Annotated in this window: 4 protein-coding genes (1 of these 4 cut by a window edge); all 4 read left to right on the top strand. The window is 69.5% G+C overall.

The features are described from left to right. Tightly spaced (each overlapping or abutting the next), the 4 genes in view from ACQR1Y_RS14810 to ACQR1Y_RS14795 form a layout consistent with a single transcriptional unit that may run on beyond the window. Positions 1-8,706: the 3' portion of a non-ribosomal peptide synthase/polyketide synthase gene (locus ACQR1Y_RS14810; protein ID WP_434875710.1), read on the top strand. Its footprint begins 9,180 nt before the window's first position; the window shows 8,706 of its 17,886 coding nt (coding positions 9,181-17,886); its start codon lies off the left edge, out of view; its stop codon occupies positions 8,704-8,706. Further along, positions 8,703-15,089, top strand: coding sequence for an SDR family NAD(P)-dependent oxidoreductase (locus tag ACQR1Y_RS14805; protein WP_434875709.1), 6,387 nt, complete (start codon positions 8,703-8,705; stop codon positions 15,087-15,089). The genes ACQR1Y_RS14810 and ACQR1Y_RS14805 overlap by 4 nt, the downstream gene beginning before the upstream one ends. After that, on the top strand, positions 15,086-19,060 hold the full coding sequence (locus ACQR1Y_RS14800) for a type I polyketide synthase (protein WP_434875708.1): 3,975 nt from the start codon (positions 15,086-15,088) through the stop codon (positions 19,058-19,060). The genes ACQR1Y_RS14805 and ACQR1Y_RS14800 overlap by 4 nt, the downstream gene beginning before the upstream one ends. Beyond that, positions 19,057-20,244, top strand: coding sequence for a cupin-like domain-containing protein (locus tag ACQR1Y_RS14795; protein WP_434875707.1), 1,188 nt, complete (start codon positions 19,057-19,059; stop codon positions 20,242-20,244). Before ACQR1Y_RS14800 ends, ACQR1Y_RS14795 begins: the two co-directional genes overlap by 4 nt.

Genomic DNA, 20,244 nt, shown 5'->3' with positions numbered 1-20,244 from the left:
ACGGCCGAGCTGCGCAGTCATCTCGCAGCGCTGCTGCCGGACTACATGGTGCCGGCGCTGTTCGTCGCGCTGGACGCGCTGCCGCTCACGCCGAACGGCAAGCTCGACCGCAAGGCCCTGCCCGAGCCCGATCTCGCCGCCGCCGCGGAGGCGAGCTATCGCGCGCCGCGCTCGGCGACCGAGCAGGCGCTCGCCACGATCTGGGCCGAGCTGCTCGGCACGGACAAGATCGGGATCGACGACAACTTCTTCGAGCTCGGCGGCGACAGCATCACCAGCATCCAGATGGTGACGCGCGCACGGCGAGCCGGCCTCGTGCTCACACCGCGCGACGTGTTCCAGCAGGGCACGATCGCGAAGCTCGCGACCATCACCGCCCCGAAGCAGGCCGACACTGATGATGACGCGGATGGCGGCACCGTTCCGCTGACGCCAATCATGCGCTGGCTGCTCGACCGCGGCACCGATCTCGCCCGCTTCAGCCAGAGCATGACGGTGCGGCTGCCGCGCGGCCTCACCTTGCCGCAACTGATCGGACTGATCGACGCCGCGATCGCGCGTCATGCCATGCTCCGCTCCAGACTCGCCTTCGACCCGATCGACGGCGCGGCGTCGCTGCAGATCGCGCCGGTCGACCCGGCGCTGACGCGCCGCTGCCTGCGCCAGATCGATATCAGCACGCTGACCGCGGAGCAGCGCGCACAGCGCATCAGCCAGGAGATCGGCGCGGCCGAGGCGCGCCTCGAGCCGACCGCAGGCGTAATGCTGCAGGCGGTGCATTTCACGGCGGCCGGAACCGACCATGATGCGCTATTGCTCGTATTGCATCACCTCGCGGTCGATGGCGTGTCCTGGCGCATCCTGATCGAGGAACTCGCTGCGTCATGGAAGGCAGCGGCCGCCGGTCAGCCGGCTCAGCTGCCCGCCCTTGGGACCAGTTTCGGACAATGGTCGCGGCGGCTTCACGCGCGATCACAGCATCCCTCGGTGCTGGCCGAACTGCCGCACTGGCAGCGGACGCTGGCCGCCAGCGCAGCTCCGCCGCAGTTGACGCCGCCGGCACAGCCGCTCCCCGGCGGCATGCAGCATCTGACGCTGACCTTGCCGGCATCGGTGACCGCACGCATCATGAGCGACGCACCGCGCCGGCTTGGCGCGCGCGTGCTGGATATCCTGCTCGCAGCCTTCGTGCTGGCGTTGTCCGACCACGATGCGATGAGACCGCAGACCGTCGTGATCGACCTCGAAGGGCACGGCCGCAACGAGTTCGACCCGGCGATCGATCTGTCGCGCACCGTCGGCTGGTTCACGAGCCTCTATCCCGTCCGCTTCGATCTCCCCGCGGCTGACGCCGACGGCGAAGGTCTGCTCGGCGCACTGCGCGCGGTGCAGGCGGGCCTCGCCGATGTGCCCGATGACGGGCTCGGCTTCGGCCTGCTGCGCTATTTGAACGAGGACAGCGCGCAAACTCTCGCCCGCCTGCCCGCGCCGAAGGTCGGCTTCAACTATCTCGGGCGTTTCGCGACCGACCATGTCGCGGATTGGAGCATCATTCCGACCGCCCTGCCCGCGGATCTCGTCGAACAGTCGGATCTGCGTCCCGCGCACGCGGTCGAGCTGAATACGGTCGCGATCGGCCAGGGCGCCGACGCGCGGCTCAGCGCCACCTGGTCGAGCGACCGAAGCGTGGTCGACGATGGTTTCGCCCGCCGTCTCGCGACGCGCTGGTTCGCCCTGCTCGAACGCTTCGCCGAGCTCACGCTGGCGACACCGCTGCCGCGCAGCGATGCGGCAAGGACTGTGCCGATCCGGCAGGTCCGGCTAGCGCCGCTGCAGCGCGGGCTTCTGTATGAGCACCTCGCTGATCCCGGCCGGACGGATGTCTATGTCGTCCAGCTCGAGGTCGCGTTCGAAGGCGAGCTTGATCGTGATCGGCTGCGCGGCGCCGTCGCCGCGCTGCTGGCCCGGCATGACAATCTGCGCGCGGCCTTCCATGCCGATGGCTCGCACGGCTTCGTGCAACGCATCGCGCCTTCCGTCGAGCTGCCCTGGCGTGAGCGGATGGTCGATGCGGGTGAGGATGTCGCCGCCGTCGTCGACCGGGTTCGCCAGGACGATCTGGCCCAGCGGTTCGATCTCGCGGCGCCGCCGCTGCTGCGCGGCAGCCTGATCAGCGCCGTAACGAACCATGTGCTGATCCTGACGTTGCATCACATCCTCATCGACGGCTGGTCGATGCCGATCGTGCTGCGCGATCTGATGCAGCTCTATCACGGCAACACCGCGCAGCCGGCGGCGGTGCCGTTCAGCCGCTATCTCGATTGGCTCGACCGGCAGGACCGCGGCGCGGCGCTCACCGCCTGGCGCGATGCGTTCGAGGATTGGAGCGGGCCGTTGCTGGTCGCGCCGCAGCTCACCGGCCATGCGGACGCAACGCAGACCGACGTCACGCTCGGGGATAACGAAACGCGGCGCCTGGTGGCCACGGCGCGCGCGCTCGGGGTCACGCTCGCAACCCTCGTCCAGGGCGCCTGGGCGCTCTGGCTCGGGGCGCGCACGCGCCGCGACGATGTCGTGTTCGGCATCACCGTGGCCGGCCGCGACGCCGCGCTCGACGGCTCCGACCAGATCGTCGGCCTCTTGGCCAACACGCTGCCGCTGCGGGTGAAACTCTCGCCGGCGATAACGATCAGGACGTTCCTCGCCGATCTGCAGAACCGTCAGGCCTCACTGCTCGCCCACCAGCATCTCAGCCTCGGCGAGATCCAGCAGCAGCTCGGCACCGATACGCTGTTCGACACGCTGCTCGCCTTCGAGAACTATCCGGTCTCGGCCGCGGCCATCGGTGACAGCGGCGCGCTGCGCGTCACGCGGGTGCAGGGCCGCGACGCCAACCATTATCCGCTCAGCCTGGCCGTGCTGCCCGGCGCTCGTCTGACGCTGCGGCTGCACGCCCGACCCGATCTGTTCGGCGGCACGCCGGCGGCTGCGTTGATCGCGGAGCTGCGCGGCCTGCTCAACGCCATGGCCGACGACGGCGATGCACGGCTCGGCCGCGTTGTGACGGCGCATCTGCGCCCCGATCCGCGCCTGACCGCGTGGAACGCCACGGCGACGCCCGAGCCGACCGGCCATCTGCTCGCGAGCTTCGTGCGCCACGCTCAGGCGGCGCCGACGGCACCCGCGCTGATCTGGCGCGGCGAAACGATCGATTACGCCAGGCTGGAGGCGATGTCCGGCGCGCTCGCCGCGCAACTGGTAGCGCGCGGCATCGGCGCCGACGATCTCGTCGCACTCCATCTGCCGCGCTCGCCCGAGCTGCTGGTCGCGATCCTCGGCGTGCTGCGGATCGGGGCGGCCTATCTGCCGATCGATCCGTCCTTGCCGCGCGAGCGCGTGAGCTACATGCTGGACGATGCCTGTCCCGCGCTTGCGATCGTTGCTGACACGTCCGTGGCTCTGCCCACGCCCGTGCCGGTCCTCGCGATCGATCCCGGCACGATGGATGCGGCGCCGTCCTTGCGGCAGCCGCATCCGCTGCAGGCGGCGTATCTGCTGTACACCTCCGGCACCACAGGGCGGCCGAAGGGCGTCACCGTCACCTGTCGCGGCCTGCAAAATCTGCTCGCAGCCGTTCAATCCGAACTGCAGCTGCAGCCCAGCGATCGTTTCGCCGCCACCACGACGGCGTCTTTCGACATCTCGATCGTCGAGCTGCTGCTGCCGCTCGTCACCGGTGGCTGCGTCGTGCTGGCCGCCGAGGATGAGGCGACGGCGCCGGACCGTCTTGCGGCGCTCATCGGCGCGGCTGGCGTCACGGCCCTGCAGGCGACGCCGACCGTCCTGAACCTGCTGACGGCGTCGGTGCCCAGCGCCTTCGCCGGCCTCAAGGTCCTCAGTGCGGGCGAAGCCCTGACCGAGCCGACCTTGCAGCGTCTGACCGCCTGCGGCGTCGCCAGCGTCCACAACTACTACGGCCCGACCGAGACAACGATCTATTCGACCATGATGCGGTTCTCGGGCGCGGACAGCGGACGCCCGCCGATCGGCAGGCCGATCGCCAACACCGTCATCCGCGTGCTCGACGACTGGCTCGCCGAGGTGCCGGTCGGCGTCGAAGGCGAGATCTATATCGGCGGCGTCGGGCTGGCGCGCGGCTATTGCAACCGCGCCGGCCTGACGGCCGAACGCTTCATCGCCGATCCCCTGGGCGCGCCAGGTGCGCGGCTGTACCGCACCGGCGACCGCGGCCGCTGGCGCGAGGACGGCGTGCTCGAATGCTTCGGCCGTGTCGACCACCAGATCAAGCTCCGCGGCCTGCGCATCGAGCCCGGCGAGATCGAGCACGCGCTGCAGCGCCATCCGGACATCGCCGATGCCTGCGTCATGGTGCGTGAGACGCGCGGCCACGCCCAGCTCGTTGCGTATGTGGTGCCGCGACAAAAAGATCGTCTTGCGACGCTGGATGAGATGCGCAGTCATCTCATCAAGCTCCTGCCGGACTACATGGTGCCCTCACGCATCATCGATCTCCCCGCGCTGCCGCGCAGCCGCAGCGGCAAGATCGATCGCGCGGCCCTGCCTTGGACCGACGCCGACGTGACCGACGTCGCGCGGCGGGCGCCGGGTACGGTCGTCGAACGGCTACTGGCGGACATCTGGGCGTCGGTCCTCGATCAGGACCCGCTCGGGATCGACGACGACTTCTTCGCGCTGGGCGGCGATTCCATCCTGGCGATCCAGGTGGTCATGCGCGCACGCCAGGCCGGCCTCGTGTTCAGCGCTCGCGACATCTTCCGGCTGCCGACGGTCGCGCGCCTCGCCGCCTTCTTGCAGCAGCAACCTGCGCCCGCGGCGACCGCCTCGGCGGGCGCTTCACCCCAGCAGTCCGCAGAGGACGAGGTCGAGCTCACGCCGCTGCAACTCGGCCTGCTGCGTCACAGCCTCGATGACGACGCGCCCGATGCCTATCGGATGCAAACCGTGCTGATCATCGAGGGCCACCTCGATGCAGCGGTCCTGCACGACGCCTGGACATCCGTCGTCGCCCGACACGAGGTTTTGCGCACTGTTATCAGCGAGCGTCACGGCCGTTACGTGATGCTGATCCGGAATCAGGTCGATGCTCCCTGGGAGACGCGTGATCTCAGCGCACATGACGAGCCCGAGCAGGCGCTGCGTCATGTGCTCGCCGATGATCTGCAGACGCCGTTCCGCTTCGATGGCGGCAATCTGCTGCGCGTGATGCTGCTCCGGCTGGCGCCGGACCGTCACGCTTTGGTGCTGAGCAATCATCACGTGCTGCTCGACGGCTGGTCGCTGTCGCTCGTCTTGGAGGATCTGTTCGCCGCGCGCGCGGCGCTCGCGGCGGGCCGCACCGACATCCTGCCGTCCCGCGCGCCGTTCAGCGACTTCGTTCGTTGGCTCGCGCGACAGGACCGTGAGCAGAGCGCGCGGTTCTGGCACCAGCATCTGGCGGACACAGCGCCGATGGCGCGCCTGTCGCTGCCGACGCCGCCGCAGGGCCGTGGCCAGCGCACGCTGAAGCGAACGATTGACCGGGACCGGACGGCGGCGCTGCGACGCGCGGCGCGTCAGGACCGGATCAGCGCCAACACGCTGCTGCAGGCCGCCTGGGCCGTCATGCTCTCGCGCCTGACCTCATCCGCCGACGTCGTGTTCGGCACGACCATTGCGCTGCGGCCACCGGAGATCGAGGGCATCGCGCGCATGGCGGGACTGTTGATCAACACGGTACCTGCACGGATCAGACTGGTGACGGAGGCGCGTACGGCCGAGTGGCTGGCGCAGATCCAGGCCGGACACGCCGAGCGCATGGGCCATGCGGATGCGGGCCTTGCCGACATCATCCGCTCGACCGGACGGCCGGATCGCGAGCTGTTCGAAACCTTGATGGTGTTCGAGAACCTGCCCGCCGCCGCGATCGACGGGACGGTCGACGAGCTCTCCATCCATGTGCTGCCGGTGGACCAGCATACGCATTATCCGCTGGCCGTGGCGGTCATGCCGGGAGACGTCTACGAACTCGCCTTCAGCTACGATGCCGGGCGGTTCGCCGCTGACGATATGGCGCGGCTGGCCGACGGCCTTGTGGACATCATCGATCGCCTCGTGACAGCCGACCGCGACGCGCCGCTGCAGCGCCTGCTTGGCGCCGACGCGAAGGACCTGCAGCAGATCGCCGCCTGGAACGCGACCGCGGCGCCGACTGCGGTTGCCGACGAGACGCTGGCGGACCTGCTGGAGCAGACGGCGCGCGAGCACGCCGACGCGCCCGCTTTGATCGGCGATTTCGGCCGCGTGACTTATCGGCAGCTGCACGAGGCGGCCGACCGTCTGGCCGGCCGGATGCACGATGACGGGGCGCGCTCCGGCGAGTTCGTCGGCATCGCCTGCAGCGACCGCGCCCGCTTCGTCATCGCGGCGCTGGCGGCGCTGAAGGCCGGGCTCGCCTATGTGCCGCTCGATGCCGCCTACCCGCGCGACCGCCTGGCGTTCATCGTCGCTGACAGCAAGGTGCAGCGGATGTTGACCGACAGCGCGGCAGCATGGCTGCCGCCCTCCGTCCGGCGCATCAGCATGGACGATCTTGCGGCGGGGACCGACGGCGCGCCGCGCCATCCGCGGCCGGCGATCGGGCCCGACGACCTCGCTTATGTGATCTACACGTCCGGCTCGACCGGACGGCCGAAGGGCGTGATGGTCACGCATCGCGGCGCCGCGAACCTGGTTCGTGCGCAGCGCGCCGTGTTCGGCGCTGGACCGGGCGATCGCGTGCTGCAATTCGCCTCGCCGAATTTCGACGCCTCGGTGTGGGAGATCTGCATGGCGCTCGGCGGCGGCGCCGCCCTTGTTGTCGGTTCATCCGAGGATCTGCTGCCCGGAGATGCGCTCGCAAGCCTCGTCCGGCGTCATGCCGTCAGCCACGCCACGCTGCCGCACAGTGCGCTGAGCGTGATGGCTCCAAGCGATCTCGACGGCTGCCGCGTGCTGGTCGTTGCCGGCGAAGCCTGCCCGGCTGAGACCGCCCGGCTGTGGGCGCCCGGCCGGACCTTCATCAACGGCTATGGTCCGACAGAAACCACAGTGTGCGCCTCGATCAGCGCGCCGCTGAGTGGCGACCGTCCGCCGCCGATCGGCTGTCCCATCCTCGGCCTGCGCTGCCACGTTCTCGATGACAGGCTCGATCCCGTGCCGATCGGTGTGGCCGGCGAACTCTATGTGGCCGGTCGCGGCTTGGCGCGCGGCTATCTCGACCGTCCAGGCCTGACGGCGGAACGCTTCATCGCCGATCCCTGGGGTGCGCCGGGCGACAGGCTGTATCGCACCGGAGATCGCGTGCGCTGGCTGCCCGACGGCAACCTCGACTTCCTCGGCCGCGCCGACGCCCAGATCAAGCTGCGCGGCTTCCGCATCGAGCCGGGCGAGATCGAGGAGGTTCTGCGCCGGCACGAGGCGGTCGCCGCCGCCGCCATCGGCCTCGACAACACCAGCGGCGACCAGCGCCTGGTGTGCTGGTGGTCGGCGAAGAACGGCGCCGACGCAACGCCGACCGAACTGCGCCGCCACCTCGCCGAACATCTGCCGGCTTACATGGTGCCGGCCCAGTTCATCCGGCTCGACCGCCTGCCGCTCAACCCAGCCGGAAAGATCGACCGGCAGGCGCTGGCTGCCATCGGGGGATCAGAGACCGACGCCCGGATCATCGCGCCGCGTGACGCCATCGAATTCACGCTGCAGTCGATCTGGCAGGAGCTGCTGCGCACGGCGCCGATCGGCGTGACCACCAGCCTGTTCGAGATCGGCGGGGACTCGCTGATCCTCATTCAACTGATCGCGCGTTGCCGCAGCGAGTTCGGCCTCAAGCTTCGCGCCGCGGACATCGCGGCGGATCCGACCATCGAGGGCATGGCGCGGCTGCTGCGCAGCACCGCGCCAGCGCAGCCCGCGAAGGCCCTGGTGACGCTGCGCGCAGCGGGCGAAGCGCCGCCGCTGTTCTGCATCCACCCGGCCACGGGCACGGTGTTCTGCTATCTCGAGATCGTCTCGCGCCTGTCGATCGCACGGCCGGTCTATGGCCTGCAGGATGTCACAGGGCGAGACGGCGCTGCACCGGCGAGCCTGGTCGATCAATCCCGCAGCTATCTCCAGGAGATCCGCCGGGTTCAGCCGCACGGCCCGTATCATCTGCTCGGCTGGTCCTATGGCGGCGTGGTCGCGTTCGAGATCGCCCGCCAGCTCGTCGCGGCGGGAGAGACCGTGGCATCGCTTCTGCTGCTCGACGCGCCGGTCGAGCCCGAAGGCGGATGGGAGGTGAGCACGGCCGAGATCATCGCCGACCTCGCAGGCCAGAACAGCGACGGGACGGCGCTCGACTACACCAAGGCGGCCGACGTGCTGAGCCGCAGCGGCGAGTTTCCACCTGACATCACAGCCGCCCAGGTCGAGGAGATCGTGCAGTCCTATGTCCGCTGCGGCCGGCTGCTCGCCGGGTATCAGCTCGCGCCGTACATCGGCGATGCCACGTTCTTCCACGCCCGTCAGCGCGGCAATCCGGCTGCGCCACCCGGATGGCGTGCACTGATCGCCGGCGCGTTCGAGCTGATCGAACTCGAATGCGATCATGACGGGCTGATGCGCGGACCGTTTGCGGCGCGCGTCGCGCAAAGCGTGGATCAGTCATGACCGCCCAGCTTTCGCCCTCCCCGTCGCATGTCACGCTGGAGGCGGCGCTCATCCAGCGTCTGCAGCGCGCCGTGACCGAGCAGCGCATTCCGGCACCATTGCAGAGCAGCGACGGCGTGCCGATCTGGTTTGCCATCGACACCGGCGACGATCAGGCCGAAATCCTGGTTCGCGCCGCCCTCCCAACCGATCTGGAAGGTCTCGCCGCGCTGGACTCGGTCTGTTGGCCCGCGCCGCTGCGCAGCCCGCCCGAGCGGCTGCTGAGCCGCATCCAGAATGCGCCTGACGATCAGATCGTGGTGCTACGCGGGGAGCGGATCATTGGCGCGATCTACGGACAGCGCATCACGGGCGCGCAGGCGCTGCGCGGCCTGCCGGCTCATCAGTTCGAAACGCTGCACGCGCCGGATGGGATGGTGGCGCAACTGCTCGGCGTCTGCGTCGATCCTGCCCACGCCCAGACGGGCATCGGCGAAGCCCTGGTGCAATTGGCGCTGCGGCTGGCCCGCGCCGCCGGCATCACGACCATCGTCGGCGTGACGCTCTGCCGCGATTTCTCAGCATCGGGCGAGAACGACGTCGCCGCCTATGTCGCCCGCAGCGATGCGAGTGGACTGCCGGTCGATGCCATCCTGCGCTTCCATGTCGCGCGCGGCGCCCGCATCCTCGATGTGCTGCCAGGAGCATTCCCCGGCTACATGGCAGGTGCCGAGGCCGGCGTGCTGATCGCATATGACGCCGGCCGGCTGGATGCGATCACCGGCGACGGCGCCGTCAAGCTTGATATCAACGCGCGCGACGTGCCGGAGATCGTCGCGGCCACGCTGCGCGATGTGCTGGGACCCTCTCGCGCCGCGGGCTTTGCGCCAGGACGCACGCTGCATGCGATGGGGCTGGACTCGCTGGACCTCCACAGCCTGAGAGCCGGGCTGAACCGGGCGCTCGGCACCTCGATCGACGCCACCTTCTTCTTCCGTCATCCCACGCCGGAGAAGATCGTCGAAGGCTTGATCGCGCCGCCTTCGTCATCGCCAAACCCGAAGGCCGCGCCGCATCGCACCGCCGCGACGTCAACCGTCCCTCACGGGCAGACGACGTCGACCCCTGTTGCCATTATCGGCATGGCCTGCCGCTTTCCCGGCAACGTCACCACGCCCGACGAATTCTGGACGCTGCTCAGTGAAGGACGCGACGGGATCACCGACGTGCCGGCGTCGCGCTGGAATACCGATGCGCTGTACGATCCCGCCGGCGGTCCCGGACGCATCACGACGCGGCGCGGCGGCTTCGTCGCGGATGTCGACCAGTTCGATCCCGGCTTCTTCGGCCTGTCGCCACGCGAGGCGGCGGCGATGGATCCGCAGCAGCGCCTGCTGCTCGAATGCAGCTGGGAGGCGCTCGAGCGTGCCGGCATCGATCCGAGCGGTCTCGCCGGCTCCGACACCCAGGTCGTCGTCGGCCTGTTCGGCCACGACTATGAGCGGATCGCCGGCGGCGCCGGGCGGCTCGACGGTCATTATGGCACGGGCAATTCCGGATCGATCGCGTCGGGCCGAATCGCGTACACGCTCGGCCTGCAGGGCGCGGCGCTCTCGGTGGACACCGCCTGCTCGGCCGGCCTCGTCGCCGTGCATCTCGCCGCCAAGGCGCTGCGCGCCGGCGACTGCCGGATGGCCCTGGCCGGCGCCGTCAACCTGATCCTCAGCCCCGAGCTCAGCATCGCCTTCTCGCAAGCCGGCATGCTGGCGCCTGACGGGCACTGCAAGCCGTTCTCGGCCGAGGCCAATGGCTACGTGCGCAGCGAAGGCTGCGCGGTGATCGCACTCAAGCGGCTGGATGACGCGCTTGCCGATGGCGATCCAGTGCTGGCCGTGATCGAAGGCAGCGCGGTCAACAATGACGGTCCGAGCAACGGCCTCACCGCGCCGAACGGGCTGGCGCAACAGGCCGTCATCCGCCGCGCGCTCGATGATGCCGGCGTTGCTGCCGAGGATATCGACTATGTCGAGGCGCATGGCACGGGCACGCCGCTCGGCGATCCCATCGAGTTCAACGCGCTGGCCGCCGTGCATCGCGGCCGCGCGCGGCCGCTGCTGATCGGCTCGGTGAAGAGCAATATCGGACACACCGAAGCGGCGGCCGGCCTCGCCGGCCTGATGAAGACCGTGCTCGCGCTCCGCAACAGTGCGATCCCGCCGCAGCTGCATCTCGGCGCCATCAACCCGCTGCTCGATCTCGCGGCGATCCCGGCGCGGCTTCCGACGCAGTTGCAGCCCTGGGAGCGGCGCGACGGACAGCGCCGCCGCGCCGGCATCAGCTCGTTCGGCTTCTCCGGCACCAATGCGCACGTCGTGCTCGCGGAAGCGCCGGACCTGGACGAGCGCCCCGACGATCCGCGGCAGCAGCATCTGCTCGTGCTCTCGGCGCGCTCGCCTGCGGCGCTTCGGGCGCTCGGGCAGCGCTATCTCGATTACTTCGCAACGAGCGGCGACACGCAGGCTCCCGACGACATCGCGGCCACAGCCGCGACGGGCCGCAGCGCGCAACCGCATCGCCTTGCCATCGTCGGCGCGGGGCCTGCCGCCTGGCGGCGCGAGCTGAGCAGTCATCTCGCCGGCGAGCCCTACGCGGACGTGATCAGCGGCACCGCCACCACGCCGCCTGTCGTCGCCTTCCTGTTCACGGGCCAAGGCTCGCAATATCCGGGCATGGCCGAGGAGCTCGCCCGCAGCCACCCCGGCTTCGCAGCCGCCTTGAACGAATGCGCCGAGCTGTTCGCGCCATTCCTCGACAGGCCGCTGCTGGAGATCATGAACCCGGCGGCTGGCCAGCCGGTCGTCATCGAGCAGATGAGCTATGCCCAACCGGCGCTGTTTTCGTTTCAATACGCGCTGGCGCGGCTGTGGATCGATGCCGGCATCACGCCGTCGGTGGTGATGGGTCACAGCCTCGGCGAGGTCACCGCTGCCTGCATCGCCGGCGTGCTCGATCTCCGCGAGGCCGCAGAGCTCGTCGCGATGCGCGGCCGGCTGATGCAGGCGACGCCGGATGGCGCCATGGGCGTCGTGTTCGCCGACGCCGCCTTCGTCGAGCGCCGCATCGCCGGGCGAACCATCGTGATCGCCGCCTATAACAGCCCGCAGAACTGCGTCATCTCGGGCGCTCCCGATGCGGTCGATGCCGCGCTCGCCGATTTCGCGCGCGAGGGCATCGAGGTTCACCGGCTGCATGTCTCGCGCGCGGGTCATTCGCCGCTGATGGAGAGCATGCTGGCGCCGTTCGGCGAGACCTGCCGCAAGCTCCATCCGCGGCCGCCCCGCATCCGCGTCGTCTCCAACGTCACCGGAGAACTGATCGACGACGAACTGACCGACCCCTTCTATTGGGTGCGCCATGTGCGCCAGCCCGTCCGCTTCCGTCAGGGCATCGCGACGGCCGCCGCGCTCGGCGCCAATGTCTTCCTCGAGATCGGACCACGCCCGGTGCTCACCGGCGTCGCTCGCGACTGCCTGACCGATAGCACCGTCGCGCTGTTGCCGAGCCTGGTGCCGACGGAGCCCGCATGGCAGACCTTGTCGCGCGCAGCCGGCGACTTGTTCGTGCGCGGTGCCGGCATCAATTGGCGCACGCTCGAATGTCGTCCGTCGCGACGCATCGCACTGCCGACCACGCCGTTCGAACGCAAGCGCTACTGGATCGACGCGGCTCCGGCCGCGGACTCGCAGCCCGCCTTGCGGCTCGACGCACCAGCGGCCGCGCCGTCGAGCCTGATCGGGCCGATGATCCCGCTGGCGCTGGACGGAACGGTGCACGCCACCACGCTCGGCGGCGGCCGGTGGCCGGCGCTGGAGACGCATCGTCTCGGCGAGACACCGACGTTATCAGCGGCGGCGATGCTGGCGATGATGATCGAGGCGCATGGCAGCGGTCCCGGCGGGACCTGCCCGATCAGCCTCGCGCCGCTGCGACTGTCGTCGATCGCATTCCGCCAGCCGCTGCCGCTCCCTGATCATGCCGTCGACGTGCAGACGCTGCTGCTGCCGCACGAGCCGGGAACGCGCCGTGCGCGGATCGCGAGCCGCGGCGCCGACGCGAGTTGGACGGTTCATGCCGAAGCCGAACTGAGTGATCTCGTAGCTGAGAGAGATGACGCCGCGATCACCGAGCCAAACGCGCTTCAGCATGCGCTGACGGCAGGCATGACCATCGATCAACTCATCGCACGCTTGCGGGCCGAGGGCTGCGAACCTGGTGTCGGGATGACGTGTCTCACGTCCCTCCGCGGCGGCCCCGGTGAAGCCATCGGACACATCGGTTCGGGCGACGTTCCGTCAGCGCTTGCGAACGCCATCCGGCTGGACGGGGCGCTGCTGGTGGCACAAGCCGCGCTGCCCGAGACCATCCCTTGCGGGATCCCGGCCGGCTGCGAACGCATCGATCTGCTCGGCGACATCGCGGGGCTCGCGTGGTCGCACGCGAAGCTGCGCAACGTCGCACCAGGCGGACGTGCCGCGGTGTTGGATCTGATGTGTTACGCCGCCGACGGCGCAACCATTGCCCGCATCAGCGGCATGACCTTCGTCCGCGCCGCGGCCGCGCCTCGGCCAGAGGCGCGAACCATCCACGTGATCGACTGGATCGACGCGCCGCACCGCAAGCTCCCGCTCCGCGCGGCTGCTTCGACCGCACGTCCTTGGCTGCTACTCGCTGACCAGGGCGAACAGGCGCAATCGCTCGCCGCGCTGCTCGGCAGCCGCGGCATTGTCAGCCATATCGTTGCCGATGATGCCGACGGGATCAGCCAGCTCGATGAAGGCATCGACGCGGTGGTCGATTTGCGTGCGTTGTCCACGTCATCCGATGCGAGCACGGCGCCGACAGAGAGACTGGCAACTTTGGCGCCGCGCGTGCTCGCCTCGTTACAGCAACTGACGCAGCTCGCACATCCGCCCAGGCGGCTGTTCGCACTCAGCCGCGGCGCGATGGCGACGCTCGCGGATGAGCCGACCGACGCGGCGATCGCCGCGCTGCAGGGACTTCCCTTGGTGCTCGGCCGCGAGCAGACCTGGCTCGGCGCCCGACTGATCGATATCGACACGTCAGCCCTGCGCGATGCCGCCTTCGCCGACTGGCTGATCGCCGATCTCTCCGACAGCGCCTCAGCCGAATGGCGCATGGCCTGGCGCGACGGCTCCGCCCGCGTGCCGCGGCTGCGGCTGTTTCAGCCGGCGACAGCGACGCGGCCGCACCAGCTCGCCGGCAAGACCCAGCTCATCGCGGGCGGCGGCGCACTCGGCGCCGCGTTGGCGCGCTGGCTCGCCGCCCACGGCGCCACCCATGTCGTCATCGCGAGCCGCTCGGCCGAGACCGCGGCACGCGCCCTTGCCGATGAGCTGCGCGGGCGAAACGTCACGGTGATGCTGCGCTCGACGGATCTCGGCCAGCGCAGCGACGTCGCCGCGCTGCTCGATGGATGCCGCGGCGTGATGCCGCCGCTCGGCGGTGTCTTCCACACCGCCGGAAGCCATGATGACGGCGTAATCGAGACGCAGAGCTGGGATCGCATCAAAGACGTGCTAGCGGCCAAGCTCGACGGGGCCTGGCATCTGCACGAGGCCACCGGCCATCTGCCGCTCGATCATTTCGTGCTGTTCTCGTCGGCCTTCGGACTGTTCGGCGCACCGGGTCTCGCAGGCTATGTCGCCGCCAATGCCGGGCTGGATGCACTCGCGCATGTCAGGCGGGCGGCGGGACTGCCGGCACTCAGCATCAATTGGGGCCCTTGGTCCGGCGCCGGCATGGTGGGCGCCGGCGAGCGGGCGACACAGCGGGAATGGATCCGACAAGGCCTGCGCGAGATGCCGGCCGAGGCTTGTCTCGCTGTGCTCGGTCAGCTCATCCGAACGGACCTTCCTCAAGCCGCCGTGCTGGACGCCGACTGGACGCAGTTCACCCGGGCCTGCGCCAGCACTCCGCCGGCCCTGATCGATGCGCTCGTCGCGCCAAAGGCAACGACAGCCGCTGGAGCTGTGCCGCTGCGCGTGGTCCGCTCGGAGCCTGCAACGGACAATCAGTTGCGCAGCGAGCTTGCGCGCCTGCCGGCCCGCCGCCGTCGCGCGGCGCTGGCTGATCATCTCGCCAGCCTGGTCGCCGCCGTGCTCGGCTTTGCCGGCGCTGCCGACATCGACCGCACCCGCGGCTTCTTCGCCCTCGGCATGGACTCGCTCGCCACGCTCGACCTGCGCAACCGCATCCGTGCGTCGCTCGGACATCGCATCGAGCAGACCACCTTGTTCAGGCACGGCTCGGTCGAACAGCTCGCGACCTTCCTCGACGCCGCGCTGTTCGAACAGCCGTCAGGACGCACCGGGGCGCGCGCATGACGAGACGACGCGCGCCCATCGCCATCATCGGCGCCGGCTGCCGCCTGCCGGGCGGCATCGCCGATATCGATGCCTATTGGGACCTGCTCAGCACCGGCCGCGATGCGATCGGCGAGTTGCCTCCGGGCCGCTGGGACAATGAAGCCCTCTTCGACACTGACCGCCGCGCGGCTGGCCGCACCTATGTCCGGCGCGGCGCCTTTCTCGACGATGTCGACGGCTTCGATCCGGAGTTCTTCAACATCAACCCGCGGGAGGCCGCGTCGCTCGATCCGCAGCAACGCCTGCTGCTGGAGGTCGCGTGGGAGGCCGTCGAGAATGCCGGTGTTCCCGTCGGCTCGCTGCGCGGCAGCCGCACCGGCGTGTTCGTCGGCATCGGCCAGCCGCAATACGCGCCGCGCGAACTGTATGGCGCAGACCCTACGCGCATCGGTCCCTATTCCGGCACGGGCGCCCTGCTCTGCTTCGCGTCGGGACGGCTCTCACACGAGCTCGGACTGAACGGACCGAGCCTGTCGCTCGACACCGCCTGCTCCTCGTCGCTGGTGGCGCTGCATCTCGCCTGCCAAAGCCTGGAGAACCGCGAATGCGACCTCGCGCTGGTCGCCGGCGTGCATCTGCACCTCACGCCGCAGGTCACGTTGTTCCTGTCGCGCACCGGCGTGCTCGCGCCGGACGGACGCAGCAAGGTGTTTTCAGCCGATGCCGACGGCTTCGGCCGCGGCGAAGGCTGCGTCGTGCTGGTCCTGCGCCGGCTGGAGGATGCGGGCGACGATGACGTGCTCGGGCTGGTGCGCGGCACGGCCGTCAATCACGACGGACCGGCGAGCGGCCTCACCGTGCCCAATGCGATCGCGCAGGAACAGGTCATTCGCGACGCGCTCGCCGCGGCCGACGTCCCGCCCGAGGCGGTCGGCTATGTCGAAGCCCACGGCACCGGCACGCGGCTCGGCGATCCGATCGAGCTGGAGTCGCTGGCCGCCGTCTTCGACACTCAGCAACGCATCTCCAAGCTCCCGCTTGGATCGGTCAAGAGCAGCATCGGCCATCTCGAAGCCGCGGCCGGACTGGCCGGCGTGCTGAAGACGCTGCTGATCCTGGACCATCAACAGGTGCCGCCGCAGCCGGGCGTCGGCACGCCAAACCCCGATATTCCCTGGGGTGCGCTGCCGTTCACGCTGCCGTCGCGTCTCGATCATCCGCAGCAGGAGCTGCGCTTCGCCGGCATCAGCTCGTTCGGCATGAGCGGCACCAATGCGCATGTGATCGTCGAGCGCGCCGATCGCAAGCCGCCGGCCGACAACGGGTCGTTGGCGCATCCGTCCACGCTGCTAATGTCGGCGCAGAGCCCGCACGCCCTGACGGCACTCGCCCACGCGATGCGCGAGCAGCTGCAGCACGCCAGCGACACCGAGTTTGCCGCGATCTGTTCGAGCGCGCTTCGGCAAAGGACGCCGCTGCGGCACCGCCTGGCCGTCATCGCGGATCGAGGCGACGAGGCACGCGCTGCGCTTGCGGCGATCGCGTCCGGCGCCACGCATCCAGCGGTGCTGCAGGGAGAGTCGACACGCCGGCGCGATGGCGCCGTGGCCTTCCTCTTCACCGGCCAGGGCGCGCAGCGTCCGGCGATGGCGCGCGCGCTGCACGGCTCTGAGCCGGTGTTCCGCGACAGCATCGAACGCTCGATCGCGGTAGCTACGCGCGAGTTCGACGTGCCGCTGCGCGATCTTCTGCTCGGCGACATCGATCCTACACAGCTCCGCCGCACCGGCTGGGCGCAGCCGGCGCTGTTCGCCTTCGGCCTTGCCTTGGCCGAGCAATGGCGCGCCTGGGGCGTGGTGCCGGACATCGTGCTCGGCCACAGCCTCGGCGAATACACCGCCGCCTGTGTCGCCGGCGCCTTCAGCCCCGATGACGGGCTGCGGCTGGTCTGCCGTCGCGCAGCGCTGATGCAGTCGCTGCCCGAGGGCGGCGCGATGGCGGCGGTGCGGGCGGATGCGGCGCGGATCGCGCCGCTCGTGCAACGCTATGGCGGCGAGGTCGAGATCACCGCGACGAACGCGCCGCGCAGCGTCACCATCGCGGGGCCATCACGGGCGATCGACGATGTCGTCGCGCGCTGCGGACGCGATGGCATCGCCGCACAGCGTCTCGACGTCTCCCACGCCTTCCATTCCCGGGCGATGGAGCCGATCCTGCCCGCGCTTCGAGACGCCGTATCGGAGGTCCGCTTCGCGCCGCCGAGCATCGAGCTGATCGGCAATCTCACCGGCGGTGTCGTCAGTGGCGACGAGGTCCCCGATCCCGATCGCTGGTGCCGGCATACGCGCGAGCAGGTGCGCTTCGAGGAGAGCATCCGGCAGCTCACTGAGCGCGACGTCACCGCCGTCATCGAGATCGGCCCGCAACCGGTCCTGATCGGACTGGGACGTCAGACCCTGCCCGATGCTGACATTCTGTGGCTGCCGAGCGTGGCGCCGGGGATCGCCGATACCAGGCAGATGCGCCACGCGCTGGCCGCGCTCACCGTCGATGGATTGCCGACTGATCTCGCCGCCAGCCAACCCGCGGCACCACGCGTGCGGCTGCCCACCACGCCGTTCAACCGCCGCCCGATCCGCCTGCCGTCATCCGCCGAAGCGGCAGCGCCGGCACCAAGCCGCAGTCACGTGATCGGCCGCAGGCTCGCGTTGCCGCAGGCGCAGGGCGAGCTGCGGTTCGAAACCGAGATCGCCGGGCGCGATCCGTTTCTGATCGAGCACCGCGTGTTCGGCGAGGTCATCGTCCCCGCCGCCTGGCATCTCGCGATGATCTTCACCGCCTTGCGAACGCTCTCCGCTACCGGTCCTCTGACGCTGCGCGACGTGACGCTGGTTCAGGCGGCGCATCTGCCACCGCAGGGCATCGTCATGCAGCTTGTGCTGACACCTGCCGGTCCCGGCATGCACCGCATCCGCCTGATGAGCCGCCGCGCCGAAGCCGATCCGTTCGATGATGATGGCTGGACGACCCATGTCACCGGCCGCGCCGAGCAGCATGCCGCTGCCGCAAGCCTTCCGGTCGAGCATGGCCGCTCGGCATTGAACGCCGAGGCGCTCGATGGAAGCGAGTTCTATGACGATCTCATCGCGCAGGGCTTCGATCTCGGGCGGTCGTTTCAATGGGCCGATGCGATCCGCTGCGATGGTCGCGAGCTGACCGCCGAGCTTCGGCGTCCGGCTCCCCTGGTCGATGTTGCCGATGCCGCTATTCACCCCGGGCTGCTCGACAGCGCGTTCCAGCTGCTCAGCCGGTTCTGGGACCGGCGCGACGCCGACCTGGCTCATCTGCCCTTCCGCATCGATCAGCTTCGGCTCTGGGCGCAGCCCATCGAAGGACAATTGTCGTGCACCGCATGGCGCGACGACGGCACGACCGCGACGGGAAACTCTCCGGCGGCCAGCGTGCAACTGACGGTCGGCCAGGCTCCGGTCCTCGTCGCAAACGGCTTCGTCTTCCGCACCGCGAGCCGCCGCATGCTGACCGGCGAGACCACGCCCGTCTCCATCAGAGCGCCTGCCAGGACACCATATCCGGCCGCGGCGACGGCTGCAGCCGCGCCGCCAACCGATCGGAGCCGTGCTGCGATCGAACGCCACCTGCGCGAGCTGCTCGGACAGGTTCTCGGTCTTGCCGACGTCGACACGATCACGCCGAGGACGCGATTGTTCGATCTCGGCCTGGATTCATTGGCGGCGCTCGAACTACGCGAAGATCTCGGCGAGCGGCTGGGCCATCAGCTGCACGCGACCCTTTTGTTCGACTACCCGACCATCGAGGCCCTGCTCGATCATCTCACCGGCCTGTTTGCTGATCCCGCTACGCCGCCCGCCAGTGGCATCACTCAGACCGTCAGCACGACCGAGATCGACGACCTCTCCGAGGAAGAGGCCGAGCGGCTGCTGCGTCAGGAATTGGAGCGACTGCAATGACATCACCTCACCCCGACCAGCCGGTCATCGCCACCTATGATGCCGCGGATCTCCCGGCGCGCCGCGACGAGCTGCTGGCGCGCCGCCAGCCGGCGGTCATCAACGGGCTGTTCAAGGGACGTCTGCTCGGCGAGCTGACCGATGCGCAGAAGGTGCGCGACGCCCTGGGCGATCTTCAGGTCATGATCGGCGTCAACTACATCGATGCCCACCTGTCCAACATCCGCAACTTCGTGCAGGGCAGCAGCGCGCCGATCGCCATCAACAAGAAGCCTGGCCTGCTGCGCGACTATCTCGACCTGATCGCGCGCGAGCCCATGACGCGCGCGCTCACCAGCGAGCAGCCGACGCCGCAACGAATCCTGGAGAGCTGTGATCTCAGCGCGGTCGGCATCGAGAAAGTGCATGGCGGCTACGGCAATCCGCTGGCGCAGCGCGGTGCGAGCGAGGCGCATTCCCTGATGTTCGTCGCGAATGCCGGCAATGCGTCGGATCTCCACACCGACTGGGACGGCCGTGACGTCCTGCTGCACCAGGTGTTCGGCCGCAAGCGCATCGTGCTGTTTCCCCCGGAGTCCGGCTTCAAGCTGTTTCCCATCGACATCTTCTCGACCGTCGCGGTGAACGCGATGAACGATGCCGAGCGCGCGGCGCTGATCGCCTATGCCGGCGGCGTCGAAATCGTGGTCGAGACGGGACAGACGATCCTGATGCCGGCGTTCTGGTGGCATCATGTCGGCTATGTCGATGCCGCGATGTCGGTGAGCTTCCGCTTCGGCGGCGTGACTGATCCCGACGCAGTCGCTCTGATCGGCAGCGTGCACCGCGATTGCCACATCCAGAACATCGTCGCCGGCACGCTGGACCCGCGCCGCGCGGATGCCTGCAAGGCGGCGGCACGACGGCTACGGGCTGCTGCCGCCGAACCGGCAGCGAGCGCGCGCGAGAAGTACCGGCAGATGCGCGTTCTCGCCGGCGAATGCTATCGCAGCACGCTGCTGCCCGGCGAGCACCCACCGGCGGAGCCGGTGATCACCGCCGAGGATTTTCTCGACGGTGCGCTGTGCGCGTTCTATCGCCGCCCGCCCGCCGGCCCCGCCTGGCGGCAGCGCATCTGGCAGAAGCGCGAGGCGTTCAACGAGGCGGTGCGCCGCTTCGGCCGACGCCTGGCCTATCAGGCCTGA

The sequence above is a fragment of the Bradyrhizobium sp. HKCCYLRH3099 genome (genome assembly GCF_051167855.1).
Classification (GTDB): Bacteria; Pseudomonadota; Alphaproteobacteria; order Rhizobiales; family Xanthobacteraceae; genus Bradyrhizobium.
Note: the sequence above shows the minus strand (reverse complement) of the source record. Positions and strands in the feature narration are given on the sequence as shown.

What these genes read in the sequence shown, in the direction of transcription:
- ACQR1Y_RS14805 (WP_434875709.1), top strand. Translation starts at nt 8,703, where the DNA reads ATGACCGCCCAGCTTTCGCCCTCCCCGTCGCATGTCACGCTGGAGGCG.
- ACQR1Y_RS14800 (WP_434875708.1), top strand. Translation starts at nt 15,086, where the DNA reads ATGACGAGACGACGCGCGCCCATCGCCATCATCGGCGCCGGCTGCCGC.
- ACQR1Y_RS14795 (WP_434875707.1), top strand. Translation starts at nt 19,057, where the DNA reads ATGACATCACCTCACCCCGACCAGCCGGTCATCGCCACCTATGATGCC.